Source organism: Bacillus sp. Root131, from assembly GCF_001429475.1.
Classification (GTDB): Bacteria; Bacillota; Bacilli; order Bacillales; family Bacillaceae_G; genus Bacillus_A; species Bacillus_A thuringiensis_S.
This window is the reverse complement of the sequence record NZ_LMJQ01000045.1, coordinates 107,845-120,228: the sequence shown is the minus strand read 5'-3', so window position 1 is coordinate 120,228 and position 12,384 is coordinate 107,845. Positions and strand designations below refer to the sequence as shown.

The following is a 12,384-nucleotide window of genomic DNA, read 5'->3' as shown; positions in this document are numbered from 1 at the left end:
ATAGTTACAATTACGGAGGTGGTCTATAGTGGAATACAATCAAGATATGAAAAATAGATTGAAACGTATTGAAGGTCAAGTTCGTGGTGTGCTTCGTATGATGGAAGAAGGAAAAGATTGCCGAGAAGTTATTACACAGTTAACGGCATCTCGTTCTGCACTTGATCGTACAATTGGACTTGTTGTTGGAACGAATTTAGAGCATTGTTTACGTGAACAGTTTGAAAGTGGCAATGGTTCAAATGAAGAGTTAATTAAAGAAGCTGTTCAATTACTTGTAAAAAGCCGATAATCTGTCAAACGTAAGTGTTGACAGATTTTCAAAAACATTTTAATATACCCCTACAGGTATATGTATGTAAATTGTGGAGGAATCGATTATGAGTATAAAAGTGGATATGAGTTTAGATTGTAAAGGTTTGGCTTGTCCGATGCCTATTGTGAAAACGAAGAAGGCGATAGAAGGGTTAACACCAGGGCAGGTGATTGAAGTTAAGGCAACAGATAAAGGATCTACGGTAGATATAAAAAGTTGGGCGAGTAAAGTAGGACATCAATATATCGGGACGAAACACGAGGGTGATGTATTGGTGCATTATGTTAGGAAAGCAAACGAGCATGAAGTGAATGAAGCTGTGAAATATCCACATACAATTACGAATGCAGAATTACAGTCTATATTGTCTCATGGGGAAGAGAGCATTGTATTAGATGTTCGCGAAGCAGCGGAATTTACTTTTGGCCATATTCCATCTGCCATTTCGGTGCCATTAGGTGAATTAGACAGCGCAGTGTTAGATCAGACGAAGCAAATTTATGTTATTTGTCGAACTGGTAACCGCAGTGATGTAGCTTGCCAAATGTTGAAAGAGAAAGGTTTTTCAAATGTGAAAAATGTCATTCCTGGTATGTTAGGGTGGCAAGGAAATGTGGAGAAATAAAATTTTTTAAACAAAAATATACCTATGGGGGTAATTAAATGGACATTAAGATGTTACAAGCAAAAGATGTTGCAGAGAAAGTTTTATTCGGAGAGTTATTCATTTTAGATGTTCGTAATGAGACGGATTATGAAGATTGGAAAATTGAAGGGAAACAAGTTTCTTCTATTAATAAACCTTACTTTGACTTGTTAGATGGTGTAGATCATATTGTAAGTGAATTACCTAAAGATAAAGATGTTTTAGTAGTATGTGCAAAAGAAGGGTCTTCTATATTTGTGGCAGAGCAATTAACAGAAGCGGGATTACAAAATATTTATTATTTAGCTGGTGGAATGAAAGCTTGGAGTGAATATGTGAAGCCGTTAAAAGTAGGGGATGTACAGGGCGGAGGGAGTATATATCAATTTAATCGTCTTGGAAAAGGCTGTTTATCTTATATGGTTGTTTCTAACGGTGAAGCAGCAGTTATTGATGCGGTAAGGACAGCCGAGGCATATGAAGAGTTTGCGAAAGAGCATGGCGTTACGATTACGAATGTAATGGATACACATTTACATGCAGACCATATTTCTGGTGGACGTAAGTTAGCTGAAAAGGTAGGTGGTACGTATTGGTTACCGCCAAAAGATGCCGAGGAAGTTGTTTTCTCATACGAACCGCTTGTTGAAGGATCTGTTATTACGGTGGGGGGTACTAAAATTGTAATTGACGCATTATACTCACCAGGGCATACGATTGGAAGTACGTCATTCATTGTTGATGATTCTTATTTATTATCAGGCGATATTTTATTTGTAGATTCAATCGGGCGTCCTGATCTTGCTGGTAAGGCTGAAGATTGGGTGAGTGATTTAAGAAATACGTTATATACACTTTATAAGGAACTGTCTCAAGATTTAATTGTTTTACCAGCCCATTATTCAAAAATAAGTGAAATGGATGAAAGAGGCGTTGTGAGTGCGAGCTTACAAGATTTATTTAAAGAGAATGTAGGGTTAAATATTGCTGATGAAATAGAGTTTCGTAAAGCTGTGACAGAGAACTTACCGCCACAACCAAATGCATATGAAGAAATTCGTCAAACGAATATGGGGAAAATTCATCCGAGTGTGGAAGAAGAGCGAGAAATGGAGATTGGCCCAAATCGTTGTGCAGTGCATGAGTCATTATAAAAATAACAAATTGGAGGAATTGATCATGAATATAAAACAAGTATTAGATGCGAAAGGTTTAGCATGTCCAATGCCGATTGTAAGAACAAAGAGAGCAATGGATGCTTTAGACACTGGAGAAGTGTTAGAAATACATGTAACGGATAAAGGGTCAGTTAAGGATATTCCAGCGTGGGCAAATAAAAGTGGTCATGACATTGTAAAGCATGAAGAAGAAGGCGATGTACTAAAGTTTTGGATTAAGAAGGCGTAGTAAAGAAATAATTTTATAAATATAGAGGGGGAGTTATATGAACACAATATTAAGTACGCTTTTCATTGTACTTGCTGCAGGATTTGTTATTTCACGTTTTTTACCGGTAAAAGGTGTTCGAAATATAAGTGGAAAAGAATTAAAGAGTATAGTGGGGAAAAAGGGGAAGCAATTTATCGATGGTCGTACAGTAGGTGAATATAGAGGGAATCATATGAAGGGATTTCGAAATATCCCGTTAAATGAGTTAGCTAGTAAAGCAAATCAATTAGATAAAAATGCGGAAGTAATCGTTATTTGTCAGAGCGGGATGAGAAGTAAGCAAGCGGCAAAGGTATTAAAGAAATTAGGATTCCAGCACCTTATCAATGTTTCAGGTGGTATGAATGGTTTGTGAGGAGGACTTTAAAATGAAAGAAATGACAGCAAAAGAATTAGAAGAAAAATTATTACGTAAAGAAGCAGTAAATATTGTGGATGTCCGTGAAGTAGAAGAAGTAGCTGAAGGAAAAATTCCAGAAGCATGTAATATTCCGCTAAGGATATTAGAGTTTCGTATGCATGAGTTGAATAAAAAGAAAGAATATATTATCGTTTGTCGCTCTGGCGCGAGAAGTGCAAGAGCCGTTCAATTTTTAGAAGGTTACGGTTTTCGAGCAATCAATATGGTAGGTGGTATGTTAGCTTGGGAAGGTAAAGTCATATAGCATAGAGATAAAAGGTTTGAGCCTTTTTATAAATAATTAAATACCCCTACAGGTAATTTGAAGGAGGAACAATATGGAACAACAGAAGAAAACGACAATCGTGTTATTTAGCGGAGATTACGATAAAGCAATGGCTGCTTATATTATTGCAAATGGTGCAGCGGCGTATGACCAAGAGGTAACTATTTTTCATACTTTCTGGGGATTAAATGCTTTAAGGAAAGATGAACATGTGAATGTAAAGAAAACATTTATAGAAAAAGTATTTGGAAAAATGATGCCACGCGGTGCCGATAAGATGGGATTATCCAAAATGAATTTTGCTGGCATGGGGCCAAAGATGATTAAAGGCATTATGAAAAAACATAACGCAATGCCTTTGCCAGATTTAATTGATTTGGCGAAAGAACAAGGAATTAAACTTGTAGCTTGTCAAATGACAGTAGATTTATTAGGGTTAAAAGAGGAAGAGATTATGGAAGGGGTAGAGTTTGCAGGCGTAGGGGCATATTTAGCAGATGCTTCGGATGGGAATGTAAACTTATTCATTTAAATCACCTTCTTTTTAGAAGGAGGGGGATGTAAGGTGAGTTTAGTATTATTACTTTTTATAATTGGGTTTATAGGATCGTTTATATCAGGAATGGTTGGAATTGGCGGTGCGATTATTAATTATCCGATGATCTTATACATTCCAGTATTGTTAGGATTTACTGGTTATACGTCACATGAAGTGAGTGGTATTACAGCGGTACAAGTATTCTTTGCAACTTTTGCAGGCGCATGGGCTTATCGGAAAAGTAATGATATGGATAAAACGTTAGTTGTGTATATGGGAGCTAGTATTTTAATAGGAAGTTTCATAGGGAGCTTTGGTGCTAACGTATTAGAGGAACATACGGTCAATGTTGTTTATGCAGCGTTAGCAACAATTGCTGCTATTATGATGTTCGTACCGAAACGAAATAATAGTGGTGAAGTGACATATAATAAATGGTTAGCAAGCTTGTTAGCGTTTATTGTAGGAGGAGCATCAGGCATTATAGGTGCTGGCGGTTCTTTCTTATTAGTACCGATTATGTTAGTTATTTTAAAATTGCCGATACGTACAACAATAGCAACATCTATCGCTATTACGTTTATTTCCTCAGTAGGGATTACGACTGGAAAAGTGATAACTGGTCAAGTAGTTGTAATTCCAGCTCTTATTATTGCGGTTGCAAGTATCTTTGCTGCGCCGCTTGGAGTGCGAGTCGGGAAGGGGACCAATCAAAAAGCACTGCAATATATGTTATCGATTTTGATTGTAGGCACTGCTGTTAAAATGTGGATTGATATGATATCGAAATAAAAGGATGGGCTGCTTGTAGCCCATCCTTTTATTTATGCCCAAATAACTTTCATTAAGTTTTTATATTCGTCATTTGCTAATTTATATAGCATTCTCGTATGTTCAAAGACAAGTGCTGGATTAAAGTTTGGTTCTGAGAATGCAAGAGATGCTGAAATATCAATTGCATTTTGCTTGTTTAATGTGAATTTTGCAAAGCGATAAGATGTGTTTAATTCATTAATGACATGTAAAATATCATTTGTTGATGTTGCATCAGGCACGTGAGCAACATTGAAGCAGTATATATCCACCGTAGGATGTTCGTTTTGGAAAGCAGCGATAAGTTGAATTTTTGCGCCAGCTTCTGTCTCTAATCCTACTGAAAAATGAACAGAGCCATCATTTTCATCTATATTTTCTTCCATGTATATATCGTTGGATTTTAAGTAGTCTTTAAAATCTGAGATGTTATGTTTTACTGCAGCTTTCATATGTATGAGCCCCCTGATAATTGGAATAGATTGCTACTATTTATTATAATTTAAAAATATTAAAAAAGATAGTTAGAAAGTTCTGATTTTTGATTCTGACGAAATAAAAAGAAGCAGTACTCTACCTCCATAGAGTACTGCTTCTTTACTATTCATTGTCGTTAGACGATGTTTCTGTATCTTCACTGCTATTTTTGTTCTTATTTTTCACTTCATTGTTACTTGATTCGCGTTCACTTGAATTTTCAGACTTAGATTCTTTTGTCTTTTTCGAATCAGAGTCTGAGTCAGACTTTGTATATGCAGGTAGCCCAAGATGAGTACGAAGTTCATTTGTAACATTAGCTAATTCTTTTTTATCTGGATTGTAGTAGTAAGTTCGACCACCACCAGCAGATTTGCTACATGTATCGTCACCTTTTGCCATATAGCAATCATCACCTTGGATTTGTAATTTCTCAATTTCCGAATCCGATCCGTACTTATAGAATGAAAGCATATCATCAAATGTTAAGTTTGTAACGAATTGTCCGTTAATATCATCAATGATGTTGCCAACTTTTGTTACAGAACCAGCATTTGTTAGTTTCTTTAAAATAGCTTCGATAACGAGTTGTTGACGTTGTCCACGCATTGCATCACTATCGATGTGTCTTGTTCTAGCAAGAGCAAGAGCTTCTTCGCCATTTAACTTTTGAACACCTTTTTCTAGGTGAATTGCCTCAGCATTATCATTGCTATCTTGCTCAGTAAATTCAACTGGTACATCAACTTCAACACCGCCCAAGTCATCGACGATTTTTATAAATGATTTAAAGTTAAATTTGACAAAATAATCGACAGGAACATTCATTAATTTTTCAACTGCATCAATGCTTGCTTGTGGTCCACCATTTTTTCCGTTTTTAGCAGAACCGAATGCATGAGCATGTGTAATTTTATCTTTTTTCTTTTCTATTGGAATATAAGTATATGTGTCACGTGGGATACTTAATAGTTTAACAGTTTTGCTATCTTTATTAAATGTTGCAAGTAAAAGCGCGTCTGTTCTTATAGCTTCACCATATTCTTTTCCTCGGACATCGCTTTCATCAACACCCATTATTAAAACAGAGACGTTATTTGTAATAGGTTTAACAGCTTTATCTCGTAAATCTGATTTATCACCGCGTGCTAAATCGTGTGCGGCATTTCGAACAGCAGAAGATGCTTTATTTACTAAAAACCAAGTATAACCGCCACCTATTAATAAAACGAATAGTATAGCGCTTATAATAATTTTTATTTTTTTCTTATTTTTGTTCGGTTTACTGCGTGTATTTTCTTGCAAAGATGGGTTTTGCTCCATTTCCTGTACTCCTTCATTTGGATTGAAATACGACACTCATATCCACTTATTATAATGAAATTTAGCGAAAAAAAACATTACAAATCATTTACATTTCGTAAAAATTCAATTTATTTATAAAAAGTCAGATTTTCTATATATTCTTTTTTAGATGTAGAATAAGTATAAGGGCTTTTGGTAGAAATGAAAATATATATTATGAGAAAGTGATAGGGAAGTAAGATTTGTTGAAATATAGCCAAGAAGAAATGAGTAAGCTTACTTATTTCTTCTATATAATAAAGAAGAATTTGACGGATAAAGGAGAGAGCATAATGAATCATACATCATTCCGAGCAATCGTTGTGAACGAAACGGAAAATCATCAGTTTGTAAGAAAAGTTGTTGAGAGAGAAGTAAGTAGTTTACCTGAGGGAGACGTATTCATACAAGTTCATTATTCTTCATTAAATTACAAAGATGCCCTTTCAGCTACTGGTAATAAAGGTGTTACGAGAACGTATCCTCATACGCCAGGAATTGATGCCGCAGGAGAAGTTATGAGAAGTGAAGATAACTCCTTTAATGTAGGAGATCAAGTTATTGTAACGGGATATGACTTAGGTATGAATACCTCTGGTGGTTTCGGAGAATATATTCGCGTCCCATCATCTTGGGTCGTGCCTTTACCAGAAGGAATGTCATTAAAGGAAAGTATGATGTATGGGACAGCAGGTTTTACTGCTGCTTTGTCGGTATATAAGCTTATTGGAGCAGGAATTAATCCTGGTATGGGAGACGTTCTAGTAACTGGTGCTACAGGCGGCGTAGGGAGTGTAGCTGTTAGTATTTTAAGTAAGTTAGGGTTTAATGTAGTAGGAGCGACAGGGAAAATGGAAGAGGAACAGATGCTACTACGTCTAGGAGCGAAAAAAGTGATTCATCGCGCGGAATTGAATGATGAATCAGGAAGACCAATGTTAAAAGGGATATACGCCGGAGTTATCGATACTGTAGGTGGACATATGTTAGAAACAGCTTTAAAAACAGTAAAGTATGGTGGTTGTGTAACGACATGCGGTAATGTGGCAGGACAGGAATTACATACAACGGTATATCCGTTTATTTTACGAGGCATAAGCCTTTTAGGGATAGATTCCGTGCAATGCCCGGTGGATGTGAGAAGAGATGTGTGGACATTGTTAGCGGATGAATGGGAAAGTTCAAAGTTAGCGTCTTATACAGAAGAATGTACATTAGAAGAATTAGATGAGAAGTTTGCACTTATATTGCAAGGAAAGTTAAAAGGAAGAACAGTTGTTAAAATAAAGTGAAAAAAGAGACGCTTAATGTAGCGTCTCTTTTCTTCATTATAATGATTGTTTTAAATTGATTTTTCCTTGTTCACCTAAAACACCGTCAGCGATATTTACAGCGTGATCGCCAATGCGTTCTAAGTTACTTACCATATCGACGAAGATGATACTTGCATCACCTGAACAGCTACGCTCGTTTAGACGTAATACGTGACGTTTACGAAGAACACGTTCCATTTGGTCGATTTTGCGTTCTTTTGCAATAACAGTTTGAGCTAGTTCGGTATCGAAGTTTGTTAAAGCTTCAACTGAGTCTTGCAGTGTTGAAATCGTTAATTCCAGCATTTCGTTTAATTCACCTAATGCTTCGTCTGATAGTGAAACACGATTTGAAATTTGGAAATCTACAAGTTCTACAAGGTTTTCTACATGATCACCAACACGTTCAATATCTCCAACAACACCTGCTAAAACGGAATGTTTTTCAGAATCCGTAGGTGAAAGCGGCTTTTCAGATAGTAGAACTAAATACTCGGTAATTTTTTTATCTAAATTGTTAATAGCTCCTTCTAATTGAGTAGCCATGTCAGCGTGTTTTTTGTCTTGTGTATTTAAAAATTGATTTGCTTCTTTTAATCCATGTAATGAAAACTCAGCCATACGGATAATTTCTTTTTGAGCTTCTGTTAAAGCGATAGCTGGAGATTGCTCAATAAAGATTGGGTTTAAATGTTGCGGTTTGAAATCAATAGCAGAGTCTTCGCCGCGAATAAGTTTTGTTACAATCCATGCTAATACAGCGATGAATGGGAATTGAATAACTGCATTTGTTACGTTAAATGTTCCGTGTGCAAATGCAATTGTCATTTCTGGATTTAAGTTTAATGATGTTTGGAAATATTGAATTAAGCTTGTAAATGGTACTAATAAAATCGTAAATATAATTGTACCGACGATATTAAAGATAACGTGAACTAATGCTGCACGTCTTGCGGCAATAGAAGTACCGATTGCTGCTAATACAGCTGTAATTGTTGTACCGATGTTATCACCGAATAATACAGGAAGGGCAGCTTGTAAATCGATTGCACCTTGACCGAATAATTCTTGCAAAATACCGATTGTTGCGCTTGAGCTTTGTACAATTAAAGTGAAGACTGTACCGACAACAACTCCTAAAATTGGGTTATCACTCATACTAACCGTTAATTCTTGGAATGATTCTAAAGAGCGAAGAGGTTTCATACCTGCGCTCATTAATTCCAAACCGAAGAATAACATACCAAAGCCGAATATAACTTGACCTAAAGAATGTACTTTTTTATTTTTAAAGAAGAATAATAAGATAGCTCCAACTGCCATAATTGGGAGAGCGTATTCTCCGATTTTAATTCCGATAATAAATGCAGTAACTGTCGTACCGATGTTTGCACCCATAATAACACCGATTGCTTGTCTTAATGTCATAAATCCTGCGCTTACAAGTCCGACTGTTAAAGCGGTTGTTCCTGAGCTTGATTGGATTAATACCGTAACTAACATACCTGCTAGTACACCCATGAGTGGGTTTGTTGTAAAACGATCTAGAATATCACGAAGACGATCTCCAGCTGCTTGTTGCAGTCCATCGCCCATGTATTTAATCCCGAATAAGAAAATACCTAATCCACCAATGAACTGGAAGATCATATCTTGAACATTATATTCCACGCATTCCACTCCTTAAATTTCATGTACGATGTAATTATTAACTGAACCTTGAGTCACTGTAAACGGTTTGCTAGTAAAATTTACACTAAATTTACAAAGGGTAGAAAAGTTTACAATACCTTAAAGAAACAGCTGTATTTTATTGGTTTTCATCTTGTATAAATCTTAATTTTGTAAAGAAATCATACTTTTTAGAATAGTATTGTTCAGTTGAATATCAAGGAAAGCGTCTGCGAGTTCATCGTATATTTTTTGATGAAAGTTAAAAAAATATGTAGGAAAATGCATGTAGTTTTATAACAGCAAAACGAGAGAAAACAATTTTTTTAACACGATAAAAAAGCCACTGAATTATCCAGCAGCTTTTTCCGTGTTTTTATCGCCATACTTTTGTTTTCTTATGCTTGTAATGTAAATGAAGAGAAAAGCAATAAGTAATAGAGAGGAGTAACGATATACAGTTGCATAGTTTGTAAAATGAGCAATAAATCCAAATATAATCGCTCCAGCGCCGATTCCAAGGTCAAATGCGGAGAAGAATGTAGCTGTTGCTACGCCGCGTCGATGCGGTGCTACGCGGTCAATCATCCATGCTTGTAGTGCAGGTTGGATCGCTCCAAAACCACTTCCGTAACATGCTGCAGCAATAATTAAGCTCGGAATTGTCGTCGTATACGACAATAAAATAATGCCTGTAAACGTTATAATAACTCCCGGAATGATGACGAATGTATGGCCTTTCGCATCATATAGCCTTCCAGAGAATGGACGAGTTACAGCAATTGCTAGTGCATTACATAAAAAGAAGAGGCTAATATCAGCTATGCCGACTTCTGTAGCAAATAGTGTGATAAAACTTCCGATTCCTCCGTACATTAATGTAATACATAATATTAATAATGAAGGAAGTAAAGCTTTACGCTCAATAAATCCATCGAGAAAAGTACTAGATGATTGTTGTGGCGGCTGTTTCGTTTTTTGGATTTGAAGTAGTTTCGTTAATATTAATGAAACAATTGTGCACGATAGTGCACATAAAAAAAGAATTGTGAAGTTATATGTTTGCATGAGCCATAGTCCTATAAGTGGACCGAGGGCCATTGCAATTGTTCCAGAAAGGCCAAAATATCCCATGCCTTCTCCGCGGCGAGCTGAGGGAATTAAATCAGAAACGACAGTTCCATATGTAGTCGTTGTAATACCGAAACCAGCTCCGTGTAAAATACGAACAGCAAGCAAGAGAAAGATAGTTGAGGCGAAAAGGTAACTGCCCATAGCGAGTAAACAGATAGCAGTACCGATCATTAAAATGATTTTTTTATTAAATTTTTGCAAGGCGTTCCCAGTTAGCGGTCTAACAAAAAGTGCCGCAACGGTAAACATACCGACAACAAATCCGATATTGGAACTTGTGCCACCAATTTCTTTCACATAAACAGGTAAGGTTGGAATTAACATTTGAAACCCTAAAAACATACATAAGTTTGCAAAAATTAAAGCAACAAACTCTTTTGTCCATAACGGTTCTCGTTTTACGAGTATTGCTTCTCCCATATATTCATCCCCGATATAAAATTTTCCCGCTATTCACGGGCAGTAAAACTCCCACCTCAAAATCGGACTGGAGCAAAGAAGTTAGGTGGGAGATCAACTGCCCGTAAATGCCCGATTGGTTCAACTAATAATCAGTGGGGGATGAACACCCCCCTCACTGATTAAAGTTTCACTTTATCTCTTTTCTTTCGAGTATATGTATTGGCCAATGCAACAGTCAAGGAAGGTGTCTTGAAAACGGATAACAATTTTTAAGGCGAAAAAATGACAAATTTGTGTAAAAGCTACACAACTATGAAAAAAAGATGTAAAGTATAGATGTATAGACTTGTAGGTGTTAAGAATGATAGAAATTGTTTTTTCTTTAAAGAAAGCGGATTCAAAAGAGTAGTGAACAAGAAGGGGAGATATACTTTTTCACTACATATATTTGAAAAGGTTTACAATATGATGAAGAAAGAGGCGTGTACATATGAGACGATTAGGTATTTCTATTTATCCAGAACATTCAACAGTAGAGAAAGATAAGGAGTATTTAACATTAGCAAGTAAATATGGATTTACACGTGTGTTCACATGTTTATTATCTGTGGATGGAGAAAAAGAGAAAATTATTGAAGAATTTAAAGAAACGATCTCACATGCGAATGCATTAGGGTTCCAAGTATTAGTTGATATTAGTCCATCTGTTTTTGAACAATTAGGTATTTCGTATAATGATTTATCATTCTTCCATGAATTAGGTGCGTACGGTATTCGTTTAGATGTTGGTTTCTCAGGATTAGAAGAATCAATTATGACTTATAATCCGTATGGTTTGAAAATTGAGATTAATATGAGTAATGGTACGAAGTATGTAGATAACATTATGAGTCATAGACCAAATCGTGAAAATTTAATTGGTTGTCATAATTTTTATCCGCATCGTTATTCAGGGTTATCATACGATCATTTCATTAAATGCTCGAAACAATTTAAAGATTACGGTATGAGAACGGCTGCTTTTATTTCATCATTTGATGCAACATACGGACCTTGGCCAGTAACAGAAGGGTTATGTACATTAGAGCAGCATCGTGAATTATCGATGACAACACAGGCGAAGCATTTATTTGCGACGGAATTAATTGATGATGTTATTATTGCAAACGCATATGCGTCAGAAGAAGAATTACAAGCACTAGGTGCATTAAATAAAGAGAAACAAACATTTGATATAGAACTATATGATACAACGACAGAACTAGAAAGAATTATCGTATTAGACGAACCACATTTTTATCGCGGAGATGTATCTGAATATATGATTCGTTCTACACAAAGTCGTGTGAAATATAAAAAAGAAGAGTTTAAACCTCATAATACGCGTGAAATTAAGCGTGGAGATTTATTAATTGATAATGAACAATATGGCCAGTATAAGGGCGAATTACAAATTGCATTAAAAGATATGGTGAATACAGGAAAAACAAATGTAGTTGGTCGAATTATAGAAGAAGAAATTTTCTTATTAGATTATTTACAAGCATGGGATAAATTCGGATTCATATTAAAGAAATAGAGAGAATATAAAGGGG

The 12,384-nt window shown here is 35.8% G+C and carries 14 protein-coding genes; 10 read left to right on the top strand and 4 right to left on the bottom strand.

The features are described from left to right. Positions 1-28: 28 nt before the first annotated feature. From ASE54_RS32975 to ASE54_RS32940, 8 genes are all read left to right on the top strand, one after another. Complete coding sequence (locus ASE54_RS32975) at positions 29-292, top strand: metal-sensitive transcriptional regulator (RefSeq protein ID WP_000456202.1); 264 nt, start codon at positions 29-31, stop codon at positions 290-292. An 88-nt stretch (positions 293-380) separates the two neighbouring features. Beyond that, the gene (locus tag ASE54_RS32970) at positions 381-941 is read left to right on the top strand and encodes a sulfurtransferase TusA family protein (protein WP_000023977.1); all 561 of its coding nucleotides are present in this window, start codon (positions 381-383) and stop codon (positions 939-941) included. A 38-nt stretch (positions 942-979) separates the two neighbouring features. After that, positions 980-2,116, top strand: a complete 1,137-nt coding sequence (locus tag ASE54_RS32965; RefSeq protein ID WP_000351932.1) for an MBL fold metallo-hydrolase — start codon at positions 980-982, stop codon at positions 2,114-2,116. A 25-nt stretch (positions 2,117-2,141) separates the two neighbouring features. Next, positions 2,142-2,369, top strand: a complete 228-nt coding sequence (locus tag ASE54_RS32960) for a sulfurtransferase TusA family protein (protein WP_001022560.1) — start codon at positions 2,142-2,144, stop codon at positions 2,367-2,369. A gap of 37 nt (positions 2,370-2,406) precedes the next feature. Continuing rightward, positions 2,407-2,766, top strand: coding sequence for a rhodanese-like domain-containing protein (locus ASE54_RS32955; RefSeq protein WP_001092312.1), 360 nt, complete (start codon positions 2,407-2,409; stop codon positions 2,764-2,766). A gap of 13 nt (positions 2,767-2,779) precedes the next feature. Continuing rightward, complete coding sequence (locus ASE54_RS32950) at positions 2,780-3,076, top strand: rhodanese-like domain-containing protein (RefSeq protein WP_000661799.1); 297 nt, start codon at positions 2,780-2,782, stop codon at positions 3,074-3,076. Positions 3,077-3,149: 73 nt separating this feature from the next. Beyond that, positions 3,150-3,629, top strand: coding sequence for a DsrE/DsrF/DrsH-like family protein (locus ASE54_RS32945; protein ID WP_000437741.1), 480 nt, complete (start codon positions 3,150-3,152; stop codon positions 3,627-3,629). Between the two features lie 33 nt (positions 3,630-3,662). Then, positions 3,663-4,427: a sulfite exporter TauE/SafE family protein gene (locus ASE54_RS32940; RefSeq protein WP_000060622.1), complete on the top strand. Its 765-nt coding sequence runs from the start codon at positions 3,663-3,665 to the stop codon at positions 4,425-4,427. Between the two features lie 32 nt (positions 4,428-4,459). Here ASE54_RS32940 and ASE54_RS32935 read toward each other — a convergent pair whose 3' ends face one another. Beyond that, entirely contained in the window at positions 4,460-4,900 is a 441-nt protein-coding gene (locus ASE54_RS32935) for a hypothetical protein (protein WP_000642361.1), read from the bottom strand. A gap of 148 nt (positions 4,901-5,048) precedes the next feature. Then, positions 5,049-6,248: an LCP family protein gene (locus ASE54_RS32930; protein ID WP_000437427.1), complete on the bottom strand. Its 1,200-nt coding sequence runs from the start codon at positions 6,246-6,248 to the stop codon at positions 5,049-5,051. Positions 6,249-6,475: 227 nt separating this feature from the next. Between ASE54_RS32930 and ASE54_RS32925 the strand changes: the two genes are divergently transcribed. Further along, positions 6,476-7,561 carry a YhdH/YhfP family quinone oxidoreductase gene (locus ASE54_RS32925; RefSeq protein WP_003309114.1) on the top strand — a complete coding sequence of 362 codons (1,086 nt, stop codon included), beginning with the start codon at positions 6,476-6,478 and terminating at the stop codon, positions 7,559-7,561. Positions 7,562-7,597: 36 nt separating this feature from the next. On the opposite strand, the gene ASE54_RS32920 is transcribed toward ASE54_RS32925, so the two are convergent. Both ASE54_RS32920 and ASE54_RS32915 read right to left on the bottom strand, forming a co-directional pair. After that, positions 7,598-9,253 carry a Na/Pi cotransporter family protein gene (locus ASE54_RS32920; protein ID WP_000456251.1) on the bottom strand — a complete coding sequence of 552 codons (1,656 nt, stop codon included), beginning with the start codon at positions 9,251-9,253 and terminating at the stop codon, positions 7,598-7,600. Positions 9,254-9,604: 351 nt separating this feature from the next. Then, positions 9,605-10,807 (bottom strand): MFS transporter, encoded by a 1,203-nt coding sequence (locus tag ASE54_RS32915; RefSeq protein ID WP_000503241.1) that lies wholly within the window; start codon positions 10,805-10,807, stop codon positions 9,605-9,607. Between the two features lie 472 nt (positions 10,808-11,279). Between ASE54_RS32915 and ASE54_RS32910 the strand changes: the two genes are divergently transcribed. Continuing rightward, on the top strand, positions 11,280-12,368 hold the full coding sequence (locus tag ASE54_RS32910; protein WP_001253355.1) for a DUF871 domain-containing protein: 1,089 nt from the start codon (positions 11,280-11,282) through the stop codon (positions 12,366-12,368). The last annotated feature ends 16 nt before the right edge of the window (positions 12,369-12,384 follow it).

Bases quoted from the DNA above. Each gene is read 5' to 3' on its own strand.
- ASE54_RS32945 (WP_000437741.1), top strand. From the start codon at position 3,150: ATGGAACAACAGAAGAAAACGACAATCGTGTTATTTAGCGGAGATTAC.
- ASE54_RS32915 (WP_000503241.1), bottom strand. From the start codon at position 10,807: ATGGGAGAAGCAATACTCGTAAAACGAGAACCGTTATGGACAAAAGAG.
- ASE54_RS32965 (WP_000351932.1), top strand. From the start codon at position 980: ATGGACATTAAGATGTTACAAGCAAAAGATGTTGCAGAGAAAGTTTTA.
- ASE54_RS32950 (WP_000661799.1), top strand. From the start codon at position 2,780: ATGAAAGAAATGACAGCAAAAGAATTAGAAGAAAAATTATTACGTAAA.
- ASE54_RS32960 (WP_001022560.1), top strand. From the start codon at position 2,142: ATGAATATAAAACAAGTATTAGATGCGAAAGGTTTAGCATGTCCAATG.
- ASE54_RS32955 (WP_001092312.1), top strand. From the start codon at position 2,407: ATGAACACAATATTAAGTACGCTTTTCATTGTACTTGCTGCAGGATTT.
- ASE54_RS32935 (WP_000642361.1), bottom strand. From the start codon at position 4,900: ATGAAAGCTGCAGTAAAACATAACATCTCAGATTTTAAAGACTACTTA.
- ASE54_RS32970 (WP_000023977.1), top strand. From the start codon at position 381: ATGAGTATAAAAGTGGATATGAGTTTAGATTGTAAAGGTTTGGCTTGT.
- ASE54_RS32910 (WP_001253355.1), top strand. From the start codon at position 11,280: ATGAGACGATTAGGTATTTCTATTTATCCAGAACATTCAACAGTAGAG.
- ASE54_RS32930 (WP_000437427.1), bottom strand. From the start codon at position 6,248: ATGGAGCAAAACCCATCTTTGCAAGAAAATACACGCAGTAAACCGAAC.